This is a genomic window from Hyunsoonleella ulvae (genome assembly GCF_016827605.1).
Classification (GTDB): Bacteria; Bacteroidota; Bacteroidia; order Flavobacteriales; family Flavobacteriaceae; genus Jejuia; species Jejuia ulvae.
On record NZ_JAEPJQ010000002.1, the window covers coordinates 250,089 to 275,598 of the forward strand.

At 35.3% G+C, this 25,510-nt stretch carries 14 protein-coding genes; 3 read left to right on the top strand and 11 right to left on the bottom strand.

The window, feature by feature from the left end:
- Positions 1-6: 6 nt before the first annotated feature.
- From JS605_RS06785 to JS605_RS06825, 9 genes are all read right to left on the bottom strand, one after another.
- A complete protein-coding gene (locus JS605_RS06785; protein ID WP_239000289.1) occupies positions 7-1,791 on the bottom strand; it encodes a metallophosphoesterase family protein in 1,785 nt (594 codons plus the stop codon).
- 7 nt (positions 1,792-1,798) lie between these two features.
- Positions 1,799-4,750, bottom strand: coding sequence for a glycosyl hydrolase 115 family protein (locus tag JS605_RS06790; RefSeq protein ID WP_203256945.1), 2,952 nt, complete (start codon positions 4,748-4,750; stop codon positions 1,799-1,801).
- The gene (locus JS605_RS06795) at positions 4,747-5,808 is read right to left on the bottom strand and encodes a phosphatidylinositol-specific phospholipase C1-like protein (protein ID WP_203256946.1); all 1,062 of its coding nucleotides are present in this window, start codon (positions 5,806-5,808) and stop codon (positions 4,747-4,749) included. The genes JS605_RS06790 and JS605_RS06795 overlap by 4 nt, the downstream gene beginning before the upstream one ends.
- 2 nt (positions 5,809-5,810) lie before the next feature.
- A complete protein-coding gene (locus JS605_RS06800; protein WP_203256947.1) occupies positions 5,811-7,250 on the bottom strand; it encodes a glycoside hydrolase family 125 protein in 1,440 nt (479 codons plus the stop codon).
- A 43-nt stretch (positions 7,251-7,293) separates the two neighbouring features.
- Positions 7,294-9,591: a GH92 family glycosyl hydrolase gene (locus tag JS605_RS06805; RefSeq protein ID WP_203256948.1), complete on the bottom strand. Its 2,298-nt coding sequence runs from the start codon at positions 9,589-9,591 to the stop codon at positions 7,294-7,296.
- Positions 9,592-9,595: 4 nt separating this feature from the next.
- Complete coding sequence (locus JS605_RS06810; RefSeq protein ID WP_203256949.1) at positions 9,596-11,224, bottom strand: glycoside hydrolase family 28 protein; 1,629 nt, start codon at positions 11,222-11,224, stop codon at positions 9,596-9,598.
- Positions 11,225-11,227: 3 nt separating this feature from the next.
- Positions 11,228-13,303 carry a GH92 family glycosyl hydrolase gene (locus JS605_RS06815; RefSeq protein ID WP_203256950.1) on the bottom strand — a complete coding sequence of 692 codons (2,076 nt, stop codon included), beginning with the start codon at positions 13,301-13,303 and terminating at the stop codon, positions 11,228-11,230.
- Between the two features lie 138 nt (positions 13,304-13,441).
- Entirely contained in the window at positions 13,442-15,100 is a 1,659-nt protein-coding gene (locus JS605_RS06820; RefSeq protein WP_203256951.1) for a RagB/SusD family nutrient uptake outer membrane protein, read from the bottom strand.
- An 18-nt stretch (positions 15,101-15,118) separates the two neighbouring features.
- Positions 15,119-18,172 (bottom strand): SusC/RagA family TonB-linked outer membrane protein, encoded by a 3,054-nt coding sequence (locus tag JS605_RS06825; protein ID WP_203256952.1) that lies wholly within the window; start codon positions 18,170-18,172, stop codon positions 15,119-15,121.
- A gap of 360 nt (positions 18,173-18,532) precedes the next feature.
- Here JS605_RS06825 and JS605_RS06830 point away from each other — a divergent pair, with 360 nt between their 5' ends.
- The 3 genes from JS605_RS06830 (at position 18,533) to JS605_RS06840 (ending at position 22,167) form a co-directional block, all read left to right on the top strand.
- Positions 18,533-19,408, top strand: coding sequence for an inositol oxygenase family protein (locus tag JS605_RS06830; RefSeq protein WP_203256953.1), 876 nt, complete (start codon positions 18,533-18,535; stop codon positions 19,406-19,408).
- A gap of 38 nt (positions 19,409-19,446) precedes the next feature.
- Positions 19,447-21,021, top strand: a complete 1,575-nt coding sequence (locus tag JS605_RS06835) for a solute:sodium symporter family transporter (RefSeq protein WP_203256954.1) — start codon at positions 19,447-19,449, stop codon at positions 21,019-21,021.
- Between the two features lie 129 nt (positions 21,022-21,150).
- Positions 21,151-22,167, top strand: coding sequence for a LacI family DNA-binding transcriptional regulator (locus JS605_RS06840; protein WP_203256955.1), 1,017 nt, complete (start codon positions 21,151-21,153; stop codon positions 22,165-22,167).
- 11 nt (positions 22,168-22,178) lie between these two features.
- Here JS605_RS06840 and JS605_RS06845 read toward each other — a convergent pair whose 3' ends face one another.
- Positions 22,179-23,804: a UxaA family hydrolase gene (locus tag JS605_RS06845; RefSeq protein ID WP_239000290.1), complete on the bottom strand. Its 1,626-nt coding sequence runs from the start codon at positions 23,802-23,804 to the stop codon at positions 22,179-22,181.
- 11 nt (positions 23,805-23,815) lie between these two features.
- A complete protein-coding gene (locus JS605_RS06850) occupies positions 23,816-25,273 on the bottom strand; it encodes a tagaturonate reductase (protein ID WP_239000291.1) in 1,458 nt (485 codons plus the stop codon).
- Positions 25,274-25,510 lie beyond the last annotated feature (237 nt).

Consider the following 25,510-nt stretch of genomic DNA (forward strand, 5'->3'; position numbering starts at 1 on the left):
TTGGATTTATTTAGAAATTACTTGATTGGTACTTAAATTTATCACAAAATTTTCAGATGGAGCTCCGTTTAAAAACTTTTTAAAGATTATACAGAATTGCAAGAAGTCATTTTCTATTTCTGATGGCTCACTAATCTTCTTAAAATGAATTAAGTAGGCTTCTATAATACTCTTATAGTTTTCAATCTTTTTTGCTCCAATATCTTGAAATGCCAACGTATCTGCAGAACGCAAGCGATACAAATCGAATAACATGTCAAAACCTGTCCAGTCCTCAAATCCTTCTAAAGTACTTTCGTCAATTGAAACAAACTCTGAAACACTATTCTTAGTTAAACTCAGTAAAAATTTGGTAAACGGAATATCCCAATCCTTTTGCAAAAACCTATTATTAATTAGACCCTTCAAATGACTTTGGGTAAAGTCTTTATAATTTGTTGCATTTAAAATTGTTGAATCCCACAGTGTACTGGCATCAGTGCTCTTTAAATGGGAGTACTCTAGTTGGTATAATGGAAAGAGTTCCTTAAATCTGGGCACATTGTCAATAACGACGGTCTCAATCTCAACCTTATCTGCGGAGACCGTTGCTATTTTATAAGCAGGAATATACGCCGATAATGAAGGTATTTGCACATTTACTAAACTACCTGATTCAAAAGTAGCGACACCTGTATCATTAATATGCATGTGCCCTCCAAAATGTACTTTTACTCCTGCTTCAATAAATGCTTTGGCCACCGCTTCTTTGGGTACACGATGCAGTTGCATTTTATTTTCTCCTAGTAACATACGTATATTTTCTGAAGCACCATCGTTAAATTCAACCGTTGGAAAATGGCTAAACACTATTAATTTTTTATTCAGCGTTTTTGCACGCTGTGTCACGCTTTTTACCCATGCTATTAGATGTGACTTATGCGATAATACATTATTATAGCCAACACTTGCACTGTTATAGTTATTGGCATCCTTAGGCACATACACATTAGCATCAATGGCTAAAAACCATAGTCCCTCTGTCGGTTCTACCAAATAACTTACATCAGAAATTTGGCTTCCAAAAGGTGGGATTTTGTAATTTCTATTTGATAATTCAGCTTGTTTTAGAGCTTCATCAAATTGATAACTGTCGTAATTATAATCTGTAAATGGTGTCTCCCAATACACATCTTTTTGCTTTGGATAGAAACCGAAATCTTTTAATTCATTTAAGATATCTTCGTAACCTAATTTTGCAATATCTTTTGTAAAAACAGGTGCCAATGCGTTGGAGTCTTTTGCTTTGTATATCTCTTCCGAACTAAAAATAGGTTGCTGTTTTCCATCTTCGCCTATAAAATCATGCTTGCCCGCTTCTTGGTAAAATGGGCGCACTGGGTCGTGATTACCCGTAGTTAAAATAAACTTGATGTTATGTGCTTCTGAATACTTTTTTAAAATCCGTTTTAAGCCCTTGATATTCAGCATTTGACCATCATCACTAAAATCCCCAGGCAATACAACATATTTAATGTTTTTGGATACTATATCGTCTAAAGCTGACAAAAAAGCAAAGTAGTTCTCATTAAATAACCGTGTAGATTGTAACTGAGACTGCATGGTTCTGGCTAGTGTATAGGTATTCGTTTCAGGGTTTAAAACACCCTTATAATCATTATCTGAAAATCTACCATAGATGTCTTGCAAATGCACATCGGCCATAAAGGCTACTTCATAACTTTTATCATCCCTTTCTTTTTTACAAGAAAGACATACCAATAGTATTAATATGACGATACTTCTGTACAATATTTTGCTATTTTAGTTTAGTTTCAGATGGAAAGGTATACGATGTTTTCCAACCGCCTAAATCAATTAAAATTTGGTCTAACATCACTCCGGGGTCTACCATCCAAATCTTTAATTTATGCTTTCCAGCTGTGTTCACTATTTGCTTAACGGATTGTACCGATGCATTTTTTAACACATTTTGCTTCCAAGTTTCACTTCGCCCAAAGGTTTGAAAATCTACTATTACAGGTTCTGCATCATCTATAGCTACCGCACAACGCACCCCTGTATCATTATTAAAAGCGTGTGTTGGTACAGCCTGTAAAAACACATCTACCTCCCCAAAATTAAAGGCATAAAAATCATATTCTAAAATAGGACTATTTTGTTTTATGGCCTCAACGGAGGTTTCAGAAGTTGCGCTTCGTGGAAGTGCCACACTTACATTTCCTGTATGCCCTAGACCAGAAAAGGTTGTCCATTTGGCTTCTTTACCGTCTGCTTTTCTAGTGAAATTTTCAGCATTTATTGAGACAAAACCTTTGTCTTCAACAAAACCTTTATAATTTTCTAGGTCTTTAAACTTTGGATTAAAAACCGAAACACCAAGCGTTGTCGTTTTGTTTTTGGTTACTACATCTATAGCCGAATTCACTTTGTAACTTGGCGGTATTAATTGATAATCGTGTCCTAACGGAGCTTCCTTTTTATTTTCCCCCTGCGGTACTTTATCCCAGTCTATGGTAACCCAAATACGCTCTTCTAATTGTTCTTTATCTAATTTCCCCGAGGTTTTAGAAAGTATAATCCAATCGTCTTTTGGTTGTAATTCCCACTCCAATTCGCCTTGTCCTTTTAAGAACACATCCATGTAATATGTATTCTCTGTGTAAGCATTAAACACCGGAAAAACATCGGCATAAGAATTTATAATCTCATCATTTACTTCCATTTGATAGCTCTCGATGGCTATCCCTAATGTATTTGATTTTTCGGTTAATGGGATGGATGCCGTTGGTTCTGAAAACACGGGCAAATGCCTAGGCGACATGCTCATGATATGCTTCCATTTTCCATTTTGAAGGGTGTTATTAAAATAATCGGTGTCTTTTTGAATGGTTTTGTATGCCTCTAAAGATTTCGTTGCAAAATCCTTAGCACTCTCTCGCCCCTGCGAGGCCACAAAAGCATTTTTATAACTGTACAACCATTTTAAATTTAAGTTTGAGGCACCTGAAATTGGATAATAAACGAGTTGATAAAAGGCATCTGCCTTATGGCTGGGAATATTTTTTTGAATAGCCTTCACACGAGAAATCAAATCTTGATGCGCTTTGATACGCTTACTAACCTCATCGCCATAATGGTATTGCGTCAACTCGGTGTTACCCGCTTTGGTTACAGGTTCAACACTACTCCACGCCATAAACTCAGGTCGCCTTTGAAACGCCAATTGATTGTATTGGTACATCAAATCGGTAATGGTAGTTGCATTATTTTTTCCAAATTCTCTGGCACTCCAATCCATATGATGCGCTCTGATGGTATCGTCATTTTTAAAGGCATCTATATTCCAAGCCATGTCCAAAAACAGCTCGATATTATATTCGTGGGGTTTGATATCGCCACAATTTAAAATCCAAATATTTTGCGACCCAAACTCATAGGCTTTGGTCATTTCTTCCCACATTAAAACAGGATTCGTCGAGTTTAACCATAAATAATCATGTGGTCTTCCCCAATAGGATGTGTGATAATACACGCCCGCTCCTCCGCTTCGTTTTTGTTCTTCAGCATTACTTAATTGTCGAATATATCCGTAGTTATCATCGGTCCAAACCAAACCTACATCTTCAGGTAAATCCAATCCGCTTTGGTAATAATGTAACACCTCTTTATACGGCACAAAAGCCTGAGGTTTTGTAACACCTTTTTTAGAATTTGCTTTTAGAATCTCGCGTTGGTCGGTTATAACCTGTTCTAAAAGTTTTACTTGCGAATCGGTATCATCTTCCCCAACAATCATGGGCGAATCGTGTTCTCCACGCATACCAACCGTGTAAATCCCCTCAAAATTTGCGGTTTCTTTAGCTCGTTTTTTGAACAAGGTCTTTATGGATTCTGAATTGGTATCATATCGATAATCGCCCATAGTATCATGATTCCATTCTGCATTGATGTTGCACAACATAGGTTCTGCATGCGATGTACCAATAACAATCGCATAATTATCGGCTACTATTTTATTTTTCGGATAGTGGTAAAATGCCTTAGTACATTTGTGCATTGCCGGCCAAATGGTATTGGCACGTAGGCGCAACAATAATTCAAATACTTTGGCATAGGTTTTTGGGCCTATATCTCCCGTTTCTGGCTCGTAATTTAGTGCCGACCACCGTTGCAAGCCCCAATCTTCGTCATTTAAAAATATACCTCGGTATTTTACTGATGGCGTTCCGTAGGTTTTGTTTTCAATATGAAGCACAATACTTTCTTGCTTTTCTGGAGTAACATCTGCCCACCATTCCCACGGGGAAACGCCTATCATTCTGGAAATATCTAAAAGTCCGTAAGCCGTTCCTCTTCGGTCTGAACCAATAATGACTAATGCTTTTTTTATGTCTTTTGAAGGATTTTCAATGACTTGAATCGTGTAGGTTTCCCATTTCCCTCTAATTTGTGAGACATCAATAGCGTGTTTTTTTATGAGTTGATTTATAACTTTACTGTTCCCCAATGTTCCTGCTATAATTTGACATGGGGCTTTCTTTTGATGTTTCACAACCGTTTTTCCTGAAACTTTTTGGATATCGCTCGCCAAAATATCTGAAGCAATATCGACGACTTTGGCATCCCTTTTATCTATGATAATAGAGGCTACTTCTCCATTTTGTACTATTGGAAATTGAATACTATTTTGCCCCCAAAGAGAAGAACAAATTATTAGAAATATGAATTTTATATAGCGTTTATTCATTTTATAATGTCTTTAATGCGTTCGTAAGTACCATCCTCAAATTTTACTTCAAAAGTAGATTTGAATAATCTTGAAGGTTGGTAATAATCTGTTGAAATCACTTGCGCTCCCGAAGCCTTTGCTTTTTCAAACTTGGTGTAATCGTTAGTTCGGGCCTCTTTTGTTCCAGCATCAGCACGAGTGCGTACCATATAACCTTGTGCCACCAATTGCTTGATATATTCAAAATCGGTAATAGGATTGTTTACAATTCTAAAGGCCGATTCTGGATTTCCTTCTTTACTATTCACAAAAAATACACGGTTTTTCAGCGTATTGTCCCCATTCATGTACAGGCCATTTTTATGAGCTTTTTCATCTAAAACAAATAGAAATTTCCCTTTGCATTCTTCTAATTTTGGCCAACCTTGTTTTAAAACGGCTTCTTCTAAAGTACCATGGTTTCCTCTTACATCATCTGGTCGTATTAAATCCTCTTTTGTAAATACTGAAAATATTTCAGCATCTAATTCTTGATACGCTTTCGCTGAAAAGGGAATTGGTTTGGTTAAGTCTGGTATTACCTTGTCTTTCGTATTCATTAAAATTATGATGGGCAGATGTGCAGGATTATTATCCGACCATTTCTTCATCGCTTTTAATGCCTCTTTGAACAGTAAATGATGACTCCGAAAATCGATATCTTGGATATGAAATAGTTTAAACCCCGGTTGTTTTAATTGTTCTGATTCGTCAAAAGGCATTGGCGTTTTTCCCGATTGTTTGACAATTTCTAAGCCTTTTGGATTTAAAAAATGACCGCCTTCGGGGTCGTAAAACACATCTAGCTCTAAATTCCGTAAGCCAAGATTTAACTGTGCTACTATGGAAATATGCTCGTATTCCAATGACTTCGCTTTACTGGAATCTTTTAAAGCGATGTCCTTTAAAAGTGGTTGTTCAATCGCAATTTTATAGGAATTGTGACTCCCAATTACCTGAATATCATTAAGTTTTATGGGTTGCTCTTTTGAACATCCAAAACACAGAAGCACAGCAAGAAGTACGAGGTGCTTCATATTTAAATGGATTTAAGAAGTTCTGGCTTTTCGTTGTATAATTTCAAGATTAACTCGCCAAAAAGGGTGTTTGCCCATGCAAACCAAGAACGCGAAAATTTGGATGCATCATCTTTATGGAAGGTTTCGTGCATAAACCCTTTACCATCGTGGGTATTCATTAACTGTTTTACACACCACACAATTTCAGAATCACTATCGCTGGTCATGGCCCGTAAAATAATCCCCATAGGCCAAATGGTGTCTAAACCTGCATGCGGACCGCCTTGTCCTTCGCCCGCCTTTCCTTTAAAATAATAAGGGTTGTCGTCACTTAACAGATAAGCTCTTGTATTTTTATACGCCTCTAAATCGTAATACCGCTCGCTCATTAAATACTTCATGGCGATTAAAGATGGAATGTTTGGGTCGTCTATAAATGCTTTATTGCCAAAACCATCCACTTCAAAGGCATATACTTTACCATAGTTTAAGTGTTCTGAAATGGCATATTTGTTTATCGCATTTAGTACTTCATTTGAAAAGGATTGACATGCTTCTGAAAACGCTTTGTCTCTAAAAACATCCTTATAAATCTCGCTTAACTGGGCTAAAGACTCCACCGCAAATAAATTAGATGGAATTAAAAACGGATACATGGTACCATCATCTGAAGGTCTAAACGCAGAACATATAAGTCCGACAGGCTTAATAGGCCTACCCTTTCCACTAAAAGGCGTAATGATATTTTTATTTCGTCTTACGCGCTCAAAATAATAGGGTGTTTCTCCATTTTTACGTTGCTCTGTTCTTAGCGTTTTTACCGCGAGTCGCATGGCTTTATCCCAATTGGCATCTAAAACAGAGGTATCTCCCGTTTCCTTATAATATCCATAAGATAAACGAACAGCATAGCACAACGAATCTATTTCCCATTTACGCTCATGCACACCGGGTATTGGGGTTGGGCGGTCGTCCTTCCATTTGGTTTCTCTGGTCAGGTCTTTATAAAATGCGTTGGCATAAGGGTCTAACAAAATGCATTTGGTTTGCCTGTTGATTAAACCTTTAAATAGCTTTTTTAATGCTTCATCTTGATTTACCAAAGGCAAATACGGCCATACCTGAGCAGTAGAATCCCTGAGCCACATGGCGTCAATATCGCCAGTAATAACAAAGGTATCTGGTTTGTTATTTATGACTTCGAAATCTACCGTAGTATCTAAAGTGTTTGGAAAACAGTTTTCAAAAAGCCACGACAATTCTGGGTTTTTTATGCCCTTTTTTACCGTTTTAATGGTATTTTCAACGGCTTGACTTATAAAGGTTCTATCGGCTAATGGTGGTCTGTTAGATGTAAAGGATGATGTGCTTGAAGCCATCGTAAATGCCGAACAACTCAGTGTAGCAACTCCCGTTGTACCTATAATCGTTTGCTTTATAAATTTTCGTCGTGTGGTCATAAAAATGATATTTACCTAAACCTTTTTCAATCTGCATGACAGACTACTTTGTCCCAGTCATTTCAAGTTTTAGCACCCCGCCGTTAGTTAGGGTTTTATGAGACACATTAAATTTAAGTAAATCCTCGTTATTAAAAGAGGCCTCTTTTATGAAAACATTAGAACTGCTATTGTTTACGGATTGAATCTCCAAAGTCTTCCCTGAATAATACTCTGGATGTAATTGGATGGTTACCTTATCAAAAATAGGACTTCCTATTTGATACTCTGGATTTTCCTCTGTACCTCCATTAACTTGAAACAGCCCAATTTTTATTAAAACGGCTAAACTTCCCATGAGACCTTGGTCTTCATCGCCATTGTATCCTGTGGATGGGGCTAGACCGCCAAAAACCTTAGAAGCCACTTGCCTAGACCAATAGTGGGTTAAATCTGGTCTATCTAATTTATTAAAAATAAAGGCTGTTTGAATAGATGGTTGGTTACCATAATTTATGGGGATTTTACGATACTCTGGGTGCAATTCTGAAGCATGCGATGTGCCCGAAGTAAAGTTTAATTGTTCCGCTTGTTTAAATTGTGTATTTAATTTTTCAACAGCTTTGTCTTTGCCTCCCATGAGTTCAGCAAGTCCATCGTAATCATGTGGTACAAACCAAGTAGATTGCGCGCCATTGGATTCTATAAACCCTTCTTCGTAGGTATACGGACTATAGTCTGCTTGCACTTTACCATCAACATTTTTGGCTTGCATCCAGCCCTCATCATTTAAAAGTGTAGCATAACTTTTTGAACGTTTTATGAAGTATTCATAATCTTCCGTCTTATTCAGCTTCAGTGCCAATTGGGCCAATACCCAATCTTGATAGGCATACTCTAAAGTTAAACCTGCACCATCTTGATGTCCGCCAAACTTCCCTTTAGGATTAGGATGTGGCACAAAGCCTTTTTCCATATAGAAATCCAGTCCGCCTCCAATATTGGTTTTATGCTCATAACCTGCTTTTTCCATGATACCACCTTCTAAATGGTTTTTCTTCAAAGCATCATAAATGTCTTCTAGATTTTCCTTTAAAATACCTTTTTGAATCGCGCTGACAAAAAACGGTGTGGCTGGGGAGCCTGTCATAACGTAGGTGTAATTTCCACCTGATGGCCCTCTGGGAACCAAGCCTCCATCTTTATAATATTGAAGAAAAGACATGGCAAACTCTTCATAAATATCTGGGTAAGCTAGTCCCCAGAGTGTATTTAGTGTCCATTGGGCTCCCCAAAGCGCATCAGAATTGTAATGATTGAATTTTGGTTTTCCCGAAGTATCCAACGGCAATTGTCCTATCTTAAATTTACCTCCAGTATTATCAGGATACGCACCATTTACATCATTAATATTGCGTCTGCCCTGAAGCGCATGCCATAAATCTGTATAAAAACGTCTTTGTTGTTTTTCGGTATTGCCTTCTACCTTTATTCTACTTAATAACGAATTCCAATGGTCTTTGGAATCTTGAACAACTGCTTCAAAATCCCAGTGTGGTAACTCTGTTTTAAGATTCAAGTTGGCATTTTCTTCTGAAGTGTACGAGATAGCCACCTTCATAAGTAAGGGCTTTTCCAAATTAGAAAAATGCATCAAGTAATTACCTGTTGCTTCATCTTTTTGTAATTCAGTTACTGGAGCATCGAGACTTACACTAAAGAACACCTTAAATTCTTGAGGCCTTCTGTGGGTTGGTGTTGCCACTACTGAACCCGCAAATTCCGTATCACTAATTTGGCGCAATTCTCCTTGAGCATTATCTGATGGCCCAAGTATGGTATTCAAATTAAATAGAACGGCATTTTTGGTTTTTTCTGGAAAGGTATACTTATGAAACCCCACTCTTGTGGTACTGGTAAGCTCTGTTCTAATGCCATAACGTTGTAGCTCCAGACTATGATAACCTGGTGTTACCGTCTCATCATCATGACTAAATTTTGAGTAAAAATCTTTGAAAACGGTTTTAGTATTCTCGTCAGAAAGCGTTACCGGCATAACCGACACACCCGATATTTGCCATCCATGTATATGGCTAAAGCCTTTAATGGTATCGGTTTTATAACGATAACCACTGCCCCAAGCTCCGTCTATTTCGTTATCTGGACTTAGGTTTACCATGCCAAACGGGCGACATGCTGATGAAAAGAAAAACCATCTGGAATTCTCTGTATCTAAATGCGGATATACCAAACTTGCATAATCTATTGCTTTATTGGTTGTATCAACAGTTGTTTTATCTTCATTTTTACATGAAAACAGTATACTTAAAACGGTTATTGTTACTATTAAATATTTTCTCATGCAGTTACTTAATTACTAAAATATTTTCCTTTATGGCATCACTATGTGTAAAATTTTCTTTTCCTTCAAATACGAATTGTTTGTGGGCAGTTTCTGGAACTTTGACGCTTTCTAAATGTACACCATCAACGCCATGGAACACAAAAGCTGGTCTAAAATCGTGATGTTCTAACTTTAAATTTACGTTTTTATATGTAATGTTGTTTGCATGTTTTACATAAAATCCCCAAGCTGGCAACTCGCCAAACATTGAAAATTCCGGATAATCTTTTATTTTCTCGGGCACTTGTTCCAATCTGCTTAACGGTACATAAGCCATCCCTTTTGATGCTCTTCCGGGATATGTAATTTCTACATTTTCGATGGTTACGTTTTCAATGTTGTGACCAGGAATACCAACAATGGAAGATGGAAAAGGGTTATGGAAAAAGTCTACTTCAGGCCCTCGTAAATCGTAATCTATGTCTGGTCTTCCAAAAGGCACCTCCACTTTGATATCTTTAATGTGAATATTTTTTACAACTCCCGGTGCATCTCCGCCTCTATGCCCTAATCTTATAAAAATGGCATTACCTGTATTTTTCGCTATGATATTGGAAACGTTGATGTTTTCAATAACACCGCCATCTACACTTTCAATTGCTATGGCTGAACGGAACGTATCGTATACTTCTATACTATCAATGGTTACGTTTTTAAATCCGCCGTAAGAAGCTGTTCCAAATTTTAAGGCACTGGCGCTACTTCTTATTTTACAATTTGCTATGTAAATGCTATCGTTGTAATAGGCTGGGAAGTATGATTTTAGGCAAATACCGTCATCGGCTGAATTTACATCACAATTTGTGATTTGTACATTTTTGCAATCGGTAATGTCCATACCGTCGTTATTCCAATAGGCTCTATTGATAATTTTTAAATTATCCAGTTTTAATTTTTCACATAATTCGAAAGACAATCCCCAGCATGCTCCATTTTGAAGATGGAGGTCTAAAATATCTACATTTTTACACATAGAAAATCTGAACAACTTAGGTCTTGCTGTTTCGTTGGGGCGCATACGCCTGTAGTTATATTTTGGGTCTTTGCGTTCTCCTGAATGGTGTAAGCTATCAATATTTAAAGCCAATGCTCTACCTTGACCGTCTATTTTTCCTTGACCATATATCTTAAAGTTATTGGCCTTATAAGCCACCAAAAATGCCATATTGGAATAGTCATCGCGCTTGGGAGACTCTGGACGTTCAGGCATTGGCACATCTGAATAATGATAGGGATTTGTACTTCCCAACAATACAGCATCTTCTTTTAAATAAAGACTTACGTTAGATTTCATTACCAAGCCTCCTGAAAGATATTGCCCTTTTGGAAATACCAAGGTGCCCCCATTTTCCTTATGAACCTTATCTATTAATTGTTGTAATGCTATGGTGTTTAGGGTTGTGCTATTACCAACTATACCATAATCTGTAACCAGATATTCTGTATCGTTGGTCTTTTTTATATAGTTCTTATTTATTTCAATTTGAGAGACATTTACAGCTGTTTTTGGTGTTTCGTTACACGACCAAAAAAATAAGGTCAGCAACAACACGTATAAAACAGAACTATTAAATTTTGTCTTGTATGTCATTTTCTAATTTTGTTTTCCCCAAAGTGTATTGGGCATGTCTGTTAATTCAAATTGTAAAACGCCTCCTTTAGAAATTAAATTAAAGTCTATAATACTTGAATTAATTTCTGCGCCATTCCATGTAACTTTTTGAATGTAAATTGTATTTGGTGTTCTGCCATTGGTAATAATTTCCAATGGTTTGTCTTTTGTTTTTATGGTTATCTTATCAAATTGAGGTACTGTTAGTGCTAACTGCGTACTTCCCGGAAACACAGGGTAAAGCCCTATTGTGGACCAAACATACCATGAGGACATGGTGCCTGCATCATCATCCATTTCTTTGATATAGCCATTTGGTGTTGCCGTAAATATTTTTTTTACAATTGGTGCTTCAAACTTTTCGTGGGTGCCGTACCAGTTGTTAGTTACTTTGTTGAGTAACTTGTCTACTAACTGTTGTGTTTTCCAAGGCGAATTGGTGTAGTTATACAAATAAGGCACTTGAATATCTGGTTGATTACCAATGTTAAACAGTTCATTATCAAAGAAATAATCTAATTGATTTTCAAATTCGTCTTTACCTCCCGTCATAGTTTGAATGCCTTGCATATCAAAAGGCACAAACCATCGGTATTGCCACAGGGTTCCTTCGTACAATCCATCGCCATGCATAACATCTGAGTTTTCATCCATGTTCATGAATTTATTCTCCCACGTGGTTTTATATTCAAAAGCTCGTGCTCTGTAAAATTCTGCATCTACGTCTTTTCCTAATATTTCAGAAATTTCAGAAAGCGCCCATAAATCGTAACTAGATTCCAAAACATTGTCTGGCGATTTAAAAGGTAGGTGTTTTGCTTCTTCCTTTAATTCGTCATAAACTTCATTTAAATCAAATGGTAGAATTCCTTTTCTATAAGCATCCAGCAACATGACTATGCTATGCTCAGTTCTTATGGTTAAAAACGGTTCTGTTTCTGTTGCCCAATCTGGTTTGCCTTGTTTGTATAATCGTTTTAAGGACAATAACATGTCTTGATATCTCTCTGGATAAACCAAAGAAAACAGAGGCAACTTTGTTCTAAATGTGTCCCAAATAGACCAACCGTGGTAAGTTGGTGTTTTGCTATTATACAGTTTATTGTCACTTCCTCTTACCTCGCCGTTATCATCATTTATAATAAATGGAGACTGTGTGGCATGGTATAGATGGGTGTAAAACATGGTTTTAAGCGAATCGTTTTTGGTTTCTACATTTACAACATCCAGTAAGTCGTTCCACTGCTTTTTCGAAGCATTTTTAACCGTTTCGAAATCAAAATTCAAACTCTGGATTAAATTATAACTAGCATTAGCCTTACTTACACTAGATAAAGCGACTCTTAATACGACCTCTTCGTCTTTCTTGGTTTTAAATTGAAAGGATACCGTTGATGAATCATTAGAAATTCCTATGTCTCCCTTATTTAAAGCCAATGCATAATAGAACGTATACTTACCCTTTTTACAAACATTTATACTTGTTACCTTTCCACTAACAATGCCTTTGCTAATTTGATGTTCTTCTGAAACGTGTCCTACAAAGGAGCTGGCCAAATCAATAGATATTCCTGAGTTTTCAGACTCGGGGAATGTATATTTATGAAATGCAACCTGTCTTATACCTGTCAATTCAGTAGTAACACCATTATTTAAATCAACTTTGTAATACCCAGCCGAAGCCGTTTCACTTTCTTTTTTGAAACGTAATTTTTTAGAGGTGGAGTCTTGTTCTGAAATCACAAGAGGCAGTACTCGTAAATTACCGCCTACACCTCTACAGCCTACACCAGAAAATCTCGTATTTGAAAAGCCGATAATTTCTTTGGCCATATAGTCGTACCCAGAATGTGCTATAGGATTGGTATCTGGGCCTGGTTTTACCATACCAAATGGTACCGAAGCCGATACATCTGTTTGTCCGTGATCATCTGAGGTACAGATGAAAGGGTTGATGTAGTCTACGTTTTGTTTTGATTCTACTAAAGGGACATCAGCATGCTTTTGGCATCCTAAAACAACTAAGAATAATATGATTTCTAGATGGCGTTTAACCATAAAATTGCTTTTCAAATTATAAAGGCAGACAAAAAAATTTCATCTGCCCTTATAAAAACTAAACTAACTCAAAACTAATTACTCAAAAATTAAAGTTTCTTATACAATGTTCTCTTCTAAAAAAAGAGAATATAATATCTAATAATTAGGGTTTTGGTCTATAGAACCTTCAGATAGAGCAACTTCATTATCAGGAATTGGTCTTACTAAATGAGTACCTGCACTAAATGCACCGTGATCTACAATATGTGGGTTGTACATATTAATGCGTTCTTCTAATTTACCTGCGCGCTTTAATACAGCCCATCTATCTTCTTCTCCTGCAAGTTCTATAGCTCTTTCATCAAGAATGGTATCAATATCTACAGAAGTATAATGATTTACTACACCAGTAGCTCGTTCTCTAACCCTGTTTAAGTGACTTAATGCAGAAGTTGTATTACCAGCTCCCAAATACGCTTCAGCTGCAATTAAATGCGTCTCTGCAATTCTAAATAGAAATGTATCCCTTGATCCTCCATTTTCTGCATCAATACCTACATCATCAAACTTCTTAAATATTGGGAAATTCGTTCTTAAAACATTAGAGGAATACTGATAAATAACTCCTGGTACATTATCTGGAAGCCCAAATAAATACTGATCTGGTTGATATACCCAGTACCTGTTTAACTTATCTGCTAACTCAGCAGCATCTATAGGTTCTTTAGGATAATACACGATTGTATCTCCAGGCACAACATTATCTGTACCTTCTGGCGATGTGAATGTAGCTTCCTCATCTGCAAATAACACTCTATGTAATGTTACTTCATCTCTTGAATCATTGTTTGCCAATAATTCAAAGAAACGAGGCGTTGGCATTAAACCAGTATTATTAGCTCCATAAGGATTAGCTCTTCCTATACCAACATAATTATCGACAGGATTCATAAAAATTCCATGCTTGTTATTATTCCTGTCATCAAAATTACCCCCAGGCCCATATTGAACTGCAAAAAGAATCTCAGGATTTACTTGATTACCATAATCGAATACTTGCGCATAGGTTTGACTTCTTATATCATAAGACCCAATGGCTTCCTCTGCCAAGTTAGCTGCAGTTGTAAAATCCGAAGCACTACCGAATGATTTATAAGCCCTTGTTAAATAAACATCGGCTAATAAATGTTGAGCAGCACGCTTAGACATTCTACCTGTTTGTGGATTATCTCCTAAATTAGGGATAGCTTCTTCCAAATCTCTAATAATTTGAGTAAAGGTTTCTTCTTCAGAAGACCTCACATAATCTGTACGAATTGAATTAGTTTCGTTCAATTCCAAAACTATACCTCCAAAATGTCTAACCAAATTGTAGAAACCAAGTGCTCTTAAAGCTTTTGCTTGGGCTATTCCATTGTCACGAACGGCTAAATTGGCATCGCTCCATGAAATTTGGTTCTCATAGCGATTTATAACCGTATTGGCATCTGATGTTAAACCATAATTTGCACCCCAAAAAAACGCAGAATTACCTTCACTAGCTGTGAGACCAAAATAATCATTTATTGCAAGGTTACTCCTTACATCGTCTTGTGAAGTAAACACATCTGTTCCTGGGAACATAATTCCATAATTCTTGTACACTGCACGTAAATTACCATACATTCCAGCTACTAATTGATCTGCATTGTTTTCATTTATAGAGTTTTCGGCAACTAAACCACCATAAAACTCCTCTTCTATATAGCTTTCACAGGCTGTAAAAATTAAGCCTAGTAATAAAACTATGTTTTGTATTTTAAAAATTGATTTCATTTTCTTAACAATTTATAATTATAATGATACGTTTAATCCAAACAATACTGTTTTGGTCATATATGCAGAACTATAGGAGTTTTGCAAACCAGTCTCTGGATCTGGTCCTTCGTAATCTGTGAAAACAAATGGATTTTGAATATCTAAAGATAATCTCATACCACTAAGCTTTAACTTATCTAATACATTAGATGGTAGTGTATATGTAAAACCGATATTTCCAATCTTAACAAAATCAAATTCTTCATAATAGTACTCTCCTGGGTGAGCATAAGCCAAGGCTGGTCTTGATGCATCAGGATTATTAGGTGTCCAATAGTCTAAATTAATTTTATTAAACTTAGCTTGGTCATTTTGATAAGGTGTAAAATTTTGATACCACTCTGAATGACCTAGTGTTCCTTGACGTGTGTTAATTTGTACTCTGGCTTCGAAATTCTTATATGTGAAGGTATTTGTCATACCACCAAACCAATCTGGTGTAGGACTTCCAATAACAACTTTGTCATCATTATTGATTACACCATCATTATTTTGATCCACAAATTTATATTGCCCAGGTCTCGCTCCAAATGTAGCTGCTTCAGCATATTCATCTAACTGCCAAATACCATCATTTTCAAAAGAAAAAATAGCTGCTGGATCTTCTCCAACTTTTGTTACACCGTGACGTCCAAATGGTACTTCTTCTACATCGCCTTCAATCTTTAAGATTTCAGCTTCGTTTTTTGAAAAGTTAAGACTTGTACGCCATCTAAAATCCTCAGTTTGTATGTTAGTTGTATTCAATACGACCTCAACCCCTCTGTTTCTTACCTCTCCAAAGTTCCCTATAGCAGAACCAAAACCAGAAACAGCTAACAAGCTTCTAGGAAACAAGCTCCCATCTGTATCTTTATTATAATAATCTACGGTCAAGTTTACTCTATTATTAAATAGTCCTAAATCTATACCAATGTTAGTTTCTGTAGTTACCGCCCATGTTAATTCACTATTAGGCAAACCTGCAATAACCTGTGTAGTTGCTAAATCGTCTCCAAATAAATAGGTACCTCCACTCAAAGATGAAAAAGACTGATATGCTCCTATTGTATCAATATTTCCTGTTTGTCCGTAGGTTAAACGTACTTTCATATTATTAAGCCAAGACACATTTTGCATAAACTCTTCTTGAGAAACTTTCCATGCAAACGCCGCTGAAGGGAAAAAATCCCATTTATTACCAACAGCTAAACGAGAAGCGCCATCATAACGACCAGTAAGTGTTAATAAATACTTGTCTTTATGAGAATAGTTTAATCTAGCTGCAAAAGACGCTATATTATCCTTAATAAAACCACTATTAAAAGCACGTATGTCTGTACCTTGCCCCGTATTGAAGAACAAGAACTCATCCGCCAAATTACGTGTTTGTATATCTCCTCTTTCAAATTCTTTATGATATAAAGAAGAAATCAACGTGGCTGCTAAATTGTTATTATCATCAATATCAAAATTCATGTTGGCAATGTTATCCCAAGTATATGTTACTATGGAGGCAGAATTATAAATAGCTCTAGTTCTGCGAGGGTCATTTCTAGCTGCTTTTGTCAATAAAGCCCTATGTTCCCCAAATCTATTATAAACTAAACTTGGTGAGAATTGTGTTTTTAAGTTTAACCATTTTAATGGCTTGTATTCTAAAAAAGCATTAGCTATAATGTCAAATCTTTTAGTATTAACCCTCCATGCCCCATTTTTCTCATAAATTGGATTTATGAAACGCTGATCTTGTTCATCTGGTATTAAATCTAAAGTGCCATCGTCTTCAAAAGGATCAACAGTTGGAGCCAAACGGAAAGAACTTCTAAATAATTCCCGGCTACCTTCTTCTCTTTCAGAAAAAGCGATATACGTTTTTACACCAAATGTTAATTGGTCATTTACTTTTTTAGATAGCGAACCCGAAAGGTTATATCTTTCAAAAGCTTCAATACCTACAACACCTTCGTCCTTTAAATAGCCTACAGATGCGTTATACACTAGTCCATCCTGTCCACCAGATGCTGATAAGGTATGGCTGGTTTGAATTCCTGTTTCTTGAAACAGACCTATCCAATCAGTATAATTGCCGTTTAATGCATTAGCCTGCTCTTCAGCACCTATAAACTCTACTGTTGTATCTGGAACTATGTTATTGTAATCTGCAGCAGATGCTGGTCCAGTATTTAACAAGTTACCAAACTCTCTCGCTCTAACAACATCATTAACAAATGCTACATATTCATCCCCACTATAAAAATCTGGAGAGTTTACCACACTTCGTATCCCAAAAGTAGCATCATAATTAAATCGTGTCCTTCCTTCAATACCACTTTTTGTAGTTATTATAACAACACCATTAGCACCTCTTGCTCCATATATAGCAGTAGAAGATGCATCCTTAAGAATATCTATTTGTTGAATATCTGCAGGGTTGAGTGCGTTAATATTATCTACAAAAATCCCGTCTACTACATATAAAGGAGATCCTAAATCACTTGTAGGGTCATCACTTACACCGTCATTACCTTGATTGTTGTTTCTAAGAGCACCATTACCTCTTACAGTAATGGAAAGCGGAGCTCCTGGCTTATTATTTAAAGTTCTAACATCTACACCCGCTAAACGCCCTTGTAAAGCCTGCCCGACATCTGTTTTTCTTTGTTCGATTACAGCATCACTCCCTATTGAAGCCACTGATCCTGTCAAATCTGTCCGTTTCACACTTCCATAACCAATAACAACAACTTCTTCTAGTTGTGCGGTATCTTCTAATAATTGCACATCTAAGGTTGATTGTCCTGAGTAACTAACTTCTTGTGTTTTGTAACCCAGATAGGAAAACACAATAACATCGCCATTACTAGCTTGTATTTGATAGTTACCATCAAAATCTGTTGATGTACCAGTTGCAGTACCTTTAATAAGTACATTAACCCCTGGTATAGGCACATTTTGTTCATCAGTAACTACACCGGACACATTATCCTGGGCAAACACTGATAGTGTACCTATAAAAAAGGTAAACAATAAAAGTTTTAGTTTTTTCATTTGTAATAAATTTAGATTAGTCAAAATTATTTGGTTAAAATTAAGTTAAGACCTAGGACTTGATATGGAATTTTACATCAAAAACATGGAAATATCATTTAGACGTCATTTAAAACACTGGACATTATTCTACATAAAACTAAGCTTAAATTTCTGATTTTACCCAAATTGATGTATGTTATATTCTACCCAAGCAAATACTGTATTGATTAAATAATCCATATAAATAAACTATTAGTCCATTATACTAAATATCGCTGTGGTTAAATTTGTTACTCGCTGATTTTATGTAACTTGTTAAGTTCATTTGTTCTTATTAGAACTAAAAAATTAGTGAATTAAAATTAAATACTAAGTCGCATGAAAAAATCATCAATAAACCAACCGCTTGAGAATATAGAACATTGGGAAGAAGATCTTTTAAAAAGGTATCCAGATCCTGATCCTGATACAAATGGTAAGGAAAAGGAAGATTTTAGAGACTATGAAGATTCAGAAAGAGCAGAAACTGTTAAAGAATTCTACAGGCTTAATCACACGTTTCAAACCTACGACTTTGTATCAAAAAAGGAAGCTGATTTTTTACAGTTTAATAGAAAAGAAATGTCTATTTGGGAAGCTGTAGATTTTTTAAACACATTAGTTGATGACAGCGACCCTGATATTGATCTGGATCAATTACAACATTTGCTACAAACCTCTGAAGCCATTAGGGCTGATGGTCATCCCGACTGGTTTGTTTTAACGGGGTTTTTACATGATGTTGGTAAAGTACTTTGCTTATTTGATGAACCTCAGTGGGCTGTTGTTGGTGATACGTTTCCTGTTGGATGTAAATTCTCTGATAAAATAGTACATGCTGATTTTTTTGCTGAAAATCCAGACTCAACCAATCCTAAATTTAATACTAAATATGGTATTTATTCCCCTAATTGTGGTTTAGACAAGGTTAAGATGAGCTGGGGACATGATGAATATTTATATCAAATATTAAAAGATTATTTGCCCGAACCTGCCTTATATATAATTAGATACCATTCATTTTATGCGCAACACCGTGAAAATGAATACCGCCATTTAATGAATGATAAAGATGTAGAAATGTTTGAATGGGTTAAGAAATTTAATCCTTACGATTTGTATACAAAAGCTCCTGTGAAACCTGATTCTGAAGCTCTTAAACCTTATTACCAAGAACTTGTTAAAAAATACTTGCCAGATGTATTAAAATTTTAAAAAACACAAACTAACCAACTAACTAACCTTTTATTGAAATGTTTTATACTTACCTAGGCTTTTTTGGGTTTACTCTTTTTGTAATATTATATACAACATATAAACTCAGAAAAGATAAATTTACCACATCTAAAGGTTATTTTTTAGCTGGAAAGAGTTTAACAGGCCCAATTATTGCGGGCTCTATGATACTAACTAATATTTCAACAGAGCATTTAATAGGAATGAATGGGAGTTCCTATAAAAATGGCATCATTATTATTGCTTGGGAAGTTACTTCAGCTATAGCCCTAGTTATAGCCGCCATTTATTTTATTCCTAAGTTTATTAAAATGGGGTTGACCACAATACCAGAGTTTTTAGAAAGACGTTTTGATGGTGTTATAAGATCTGTGGTCGCTTTTCTTTTAATGTCCTCATTTGTTATTACCCTTTTACCTATTGTGTTATATTCTGGTGCGATTAATATTGAAAGTGTTTTTGATTTCTCTGAAATGTTCAACATTTCAAAAGGACAATCTTTAATCTATACCGTATTAATTATTGGAGTTATTGGTTCATTATATGCCATTTTTGGTGGCCTAAAAGCAGTTGCATATTCAGATTCTTTAAATGGTATAGGACTTATGCTAGGAGGTTTATTAATACCTATCATTGCCTTATATCAAATAGGTAATGGCGATATGTTTAGCGGTTTAAGTACTGTATACAATTTTGCTCCAGATAAGTTTGACATCATAGGAAAACCAGACTCCGTACTTCCCTTTTCTGTATTATTTACGGGTTTAATGATTAATCAACTCTATTTTTGGGGAATGAACCAAGCCATTATACAACGGGCTTTTGGAGCTAAAAATTTGATTGAAGCTCAAAAAGGATTGATTTATACAGGCATTCTAAAACTCTTTGTACCAGCTATAATTGTATTGCCTGGATTAATAGCGTATTATTATTTTCAGGATCAATATTACGAAACACCAGATTTAATATATCCTATGCTTGTAAAAAAGGTGCTACCTACCTATCTTTTTGGATTTTTTGCTGCTGTTATTCTAGGAGCTGTTTTAAGTACTTTTAATAGTGTTTTAAATTCTGCGAGTACCATATTTTGTTTAGATATCTACAAAAAAATTATAAATAAAAACGCTTCAGATGCAAAACTGGTTAAATATGGTAAAATCTCATCAGTAGTTTTAGCCATAATTGCTATAGCTGTTGCTCCAATGGTAGCATATGCCCCTGAGGGGTTATATCAATTATTACAAGAACTCAACGGTATATTTTTTATCCCTATTTCTTCAATAATCATAGCAGGTATATTTTTTAAACAGATTAATACTAAGGGTGCCAAAGCTGGTTTATTTTTTGGATTTACATTTTACATCCTAACTACATTTATCCTTAAACTGGATATTCATTTTGTACATCTCTGGGGTATAGAATTTATTCTAAATTTTATCATCATGTTTTTAGTATCAAAAATTTATGCTTCTGAAGACAATATAGATTATTATAAAGAAAAGAATACTGCAGAAAAATCGTGGTCTAAAGTAAAACCTTATGGTGCTATACTAGTCGTTTTAACCGTATTGATTTATGTATTGTTATCATAGAGTACTCTAAAACTGATGCTTTTATTAAGACTCCCCCTTTTTATGATTTATTAATAAAACCTTATAAACTATCATTCTTTAATATTTAATTTTTATTTTGCTTATCACTTCATTCATGATTGAATATTGATGACAAAAAAAACGACAATATATGATATTGCGGAGCGATTAAATCTAACAGCTGCTACGGTTTCAAGGGCTCTAAACGATAATGATAGGATAAGTAAAAAAACAAAAGCCCTAGTTCAAAAAACCGCTATAGAAATGAACTATGAGCAAAATAGGGTAGCTAAAGCTTTAAAAAGTGGCAAGAGTTATAATGTTGGGGTTATTGTACCAAAAATTGACAATAATTTTTTTGGTTCCCTTATAAGAGGTATTGAAGAAGAAATTCGCCCATTGGGATATCATGTTATTATTTGCCAAACACATGAAGATCCAAATATTGAAAAAGAGTGCATTGATACGCTAATACATGCCCAAGTTGATGGTATTTTAATTTCTACCACGCCAAACTCAACTACACAGGCTTTTGAAAAAATCATCAAAAAGGGAATTCCCCTCATATTTTTCGACAGAAAAAAGAGCATTAAAGGCGTAAGTTCTGTAACAATAAATGATTTTGAAGCTGGGTATAAATCTACAAAGCACCTAATAAACCAAGGCTATAAAAGGATAGCGCATTTAAGAGGTGATTATTCTGTTGAAATTTTCAAACAAAGATATTTGGGCTACAAACAAGCTTTAATAGATTCAGGATACGAATTAAATGAAGATTATATTATAAAAACAAAAAGTACTCGCGATGATGGTAAAAAGGCTGCTAAAACCCTACTTAATTTAGGGAAACGTCCTGACGCTATATTTTCGTCAAGCGATTTTGCTGCACTTGGTGCAATTAAAGAATTAAAAGCACAGGGAGTAAAAATACCTGAGGATATGGGAGTTGTTGGTTTTAGTAATGAACCATTTACTAAATTTATGGAACTATCTATGAGCTCGGTAGATCAATCACCAATAGAAATGGGAAAATCGACTGCTAGGGTTTTTATGGAGCAAATGCATAACAGTTCTAATTTAAAAGAAGCTAAACATGTAGTGCTTGAGCCAAAATTAATTGTAAGGCAATCCTCTTCTAAACGATAACTGCATATTTATTACAGGGAAACACCTCGCTTCCAAGGAATAAAATCGTTTTGATTTAACATTTTAGCTTTCGTTTTTATCCTACCACTGGCGACTTCTATAATAAAATCTAACATTTCCTCCGCCATGTTGTCTATGGTTTTTTCTCCACGAATTATAGCCCCAGTTTCTATATCTATAATATCTGGCATTTTTTCCTTAAGCTCGGTATTAGAAGATACTTTAATCACTGGTGCAATAGGGTTCCCTGTAGGCGTCCCTAAACCTGTGGTAAATAAAACCAAGTTTACACCAGATCCTACAAGACCTGTAGTGCTTTCTACATCATTCCCAGGTGTACATAACAAGTTAAGTCCAGATTTGGTAATATATTCTCCATAATCTAAAACACTTTGTATTGGAGATGTCCCTCCTTTTTTAGCTGCGCCCGCAGATTTCATAGCATCTGTGATAAGACCATCTTTTATATTTCCTGGTGATGGATTCATATCAAACCCTGAACCCGCATCTACAACGGACTTTTCATAAGCCTTCATCAACTTTAAAAACTTTTCTCCATCTTTATCATCTACACACCTATTCACAAGTTCTTGCTCTACACCACATAGTTCAGGAAACTCTGCTAAAACAGCTGTTCCCCCCAATGCTACAATCAAATCTGAGACAACTCCTAAAGTAGGATTTGCTGATATTCCTGAAAAACCATCTGATCCACCACACTCCAAGCCTATTCTTAATTTCGACAATGGTGCAGGCTGTCTTTTTATCTTGTTTGCTTCTTTAATAGCTGCAAATGAGTCTTTAATTATGGTAGATAGCATAATATCAACAGTTCCCATTTGCTGTTGTTCATAAATTAAAACTGGTTTTTTTATATCGGGATTTATACAATTAAGCGCATCTTGAAATATAGATATTTGTAAGTTTTGGCATCCCAAGCTTAACACTGTAGCTCCTGCTACATTTGGATTATTAACATAACCAGCCAACAATTTTGCTAAACTCTCTGCATCTTGTCTAATACCACCACACCCTGAAGCATGTGTTATAAATTTAACATCAATATTCTCAAAAACATCAGCTTCATTGTTTAATATCTCGGTTTCCTCCTTACCACTTACTAGTGACCGAAGTAACATTTGGTGAGGATTGGGTTTTTGTTTGAGTAATTCTTTTTCAAAGATATCTTTAAGGATCAATATATTTCTATTCTCACAGAAAACTAAAGGAAAAAATAGCCAAACATTTTCTGTACCTACTTGCCCATCTTCTCTGTGATACCCCATAAATGTTTTAGTGTGCCACTTTTCAACATTGGGGGCACACCAATGAAACTCTTCCGTTTTACCAAAAACGCTTTCACTTTCATGTTTTACATTATCTACAGTTAAAACATCCCCTTTTTCAATGGTAGTACTGGCTGCCCCCACCAGTACACCGTACATGGTAATCTTATCTCTAGGTTCAAAGTGTTTTAAGGCTATTTTATGTTTGGATTTGACATTAGAAAGTACTTTTATCGCCTGATCTTCAAAAGATATAACATCATTAACTTTTAAGTCCACCAACGCCACTGCAACATTGTCTGTCTCATTTACCCTAATAAGTTTATTTTGTATTTTCTTCTCTTTCATCATCCAACTAAGCATTAATATTCCTTGGCGTAGTTTATATAACCCTTTTCAACGCCCTGGTTTTCAATTTCTTTTAGAGCTAAAGTTATAGCTTGCACCAAACCGTCAACTTGTGTTAAGTCCTCTCCCCAATATGCTTTTATGCTTAATATTTGCTCTACAACTATTGCTACATCACTAGAACTCCAAATCTTCACAAAATTGTCCATAATCTTCTCATCATCTCTCACAGGTAAGGCCACTCCCCTCCATGTACCTTTATAGAATCTTAATAAGCATGCAAAAGCAAATACCAAATTAGTTGGTAATTTTCCATGAACCTTAATATAACCTAATAAACTAGGAAGTACCCTTACCTTAAACTTAGAAATTGAATTTAATGCGATACTGGACAGCTTATGGATTATAAATGGGTTTCTAAACCTATCAAAAACTTCGTTAGCAAAGCTATTCAACTCGGTTTCTTCCATATTTAAAGTACTAATAATCTCATTGAAAACAGTATCCTGAATAAATTTACTGGTAAACACATCATCTATAGATTCTTTTACGGTTTCATTTCCATATAGTAAAGAGAATGGTACCATAGAGGTATGAGCTCCGTTTAATATGCGCACTTTTCTGGTTCTGTAAGGTTGCATATCCTCTACTATTTTAACATTTAAGTCTGTTTTATAAAACGGCAGTTGTTTCTTAAGTTTTTCTCCACCTTCAATAACCCATAACAGAAAGGGTTCAGCAGTAACTATCAAGCTATCTGAATAATTCAACTGTGCATTGTAAATATCAATTTCGTCTTTAGGATAGCCGGGAACAATTCTATCTACTAAGGTATTATGAAATGAATTATGCTCTAAAACCCAACTTCTAAAATCACTACCCAGATTCCAATCTGAAATATATTTAAGTATAATATCTTTTAAAACATCTGAATTATAATTTATAAGTTCACAAGGAATTATAGTTAGCCCTTTATTTATATCTCCATCAAACCAATTGTACCTTTCATAAAGAAAAAGGGTTAATTTCGCAGGAAAAGAACTCGGAGGTCTCATATCTTGTGTGTCTCTAGACACGTAAACTATTCCCGCTTCTGTTGTATTAGAAATTATAAATTCTAATGATGCTTCCCTCGCAAGATTTAAATACATCTCAAAATCTTCATAAGGATCAACACCAGTAACAATAGTATCTATCAGTTTTTTATCTTCTATTATTTCATTTTCTTTTATACCCTTCATAAATAAAGTATACAAACCATCTTGGTCATTGAGCATACTCACTAAACCCTCCTCTATAGGTTGTACAACAGCTACACCTGCATTAAAATCTGCTGCTTTATTTAATTCATAGATGGCATAATCAACAAAGGCCCTTAAAAAATTCCCCTCTCCAAACTGTACTATTTTTATTGGATACTTATTTTCTAACCCTTGGGTAGTCCTATTTAACTTCATTTTAGTATCTATCATAATCTGCTTTGGTTTGCATCTAACAAGTAGTAATCAATAAAAACTTGCAGTAAAAAATCAAAAATGTAATCGATTACACAAAGTTAATATTTTCAATATGGTATGCAATTAAATTTACAGAGTATTTATAGCTACTCCTAACTAGGTTTAAGAAAAAATAGATAGTTGAAACAAAAAGCTCAACCTTAATCTTGGGTTGAGCTTTATTACTGATGTTTGGTTTGATTGATGAGAAAA

Bases quoted from the DNA above. Each gene is read 5' to 3' on its own strand.
- JS605_RS06790 (WP_203256945.1), bottom strand. From the start codon at position 4,750: ATGAATAAACGCTATATAAAATTCATATTTCTAATAATTTGTTCTTCT.
- JS605_RS06795 (WP_203256946.1), bottom strand. From the start codon at position 5,808: ATGAAGCACCTCGTACTTCTTGCTGTGCTTCTGTGTTTTGGATGTTCA.
- JS605_RS06800 (WP_203256947.1), bottom strand. From the start codon at position 7,250: ATGACCACACGACGAAAATTTATAAAGCAAACGATTATAGGTACAACG.
- JS605_RS06805 (WP_203256948.1), bottom strand. From the start codon at position 9,591: ATGAGAAAATATTTAATAGTAACAATAACCGTTTTAAGTATACTGTTT.
- JS605_RS06810 (WP_203256949.1), bottom strand. From the start codon at position 11,224: ATGACATACAAGACAAAATTTAATAGTTCTGTTTTATACGTGTTGTTG.
- JS605_RS06815 (WP_203256950.1), bottom strand. From the start codon at position 13,303: ATGGTTAAACGCCATCTAGAAATCATATTATTCTTAGTTGTTTTAGGA.
- JS605_RS06820 (WP_203256951.1), bottom strand. From the start codon at position 15,100: ATGAAATCAATTTTTAAAATACAAAACATAGTTTTATTACTAGGCTTA.
- JS605_RS06825 (WP_203256952.1), bottom strand. From the start codon at position 18,172: ATGAAAAAACTAAAACTTTTATTGTTTACCTTTTTTATAGGTACACTA.
- JS605_RS06830 (WP_203256953.1), top strand. From the start codon at position 18,533: ATGAAAAAATCATCAATAAACCAACCGCTTGAGAATATAGAACATTGG.
- JS605_RS06835 (WP_203256954.1), top strand. From the start codon at position 19,447: ATGTTTTATACTTACCTAGGCTTTTTTGGGTTTACTCTTTTTGTAATA.
- JS605_RS06840 (WP_203256955.1), top strand. From the start codon at position 21,151: ATGACAAAAAAAACGACAATATATGATATTGCGGAGCGATTAAATCTA.
- JS605_RS06845 (WP_239000290.1), bottom strand. From the start codon at position 23,804: ATGATGAAAGAGAAGAAAATACAAAATAAACTTATTAGGGTAAATGAG.
- JS605_RS06850 (WP_239000291.1), bottom strand. From the start codon at position 25,273: ATGATAGATACTAAAATGAAGTTAAATAGGACTACCCAAGGGTTAGAA.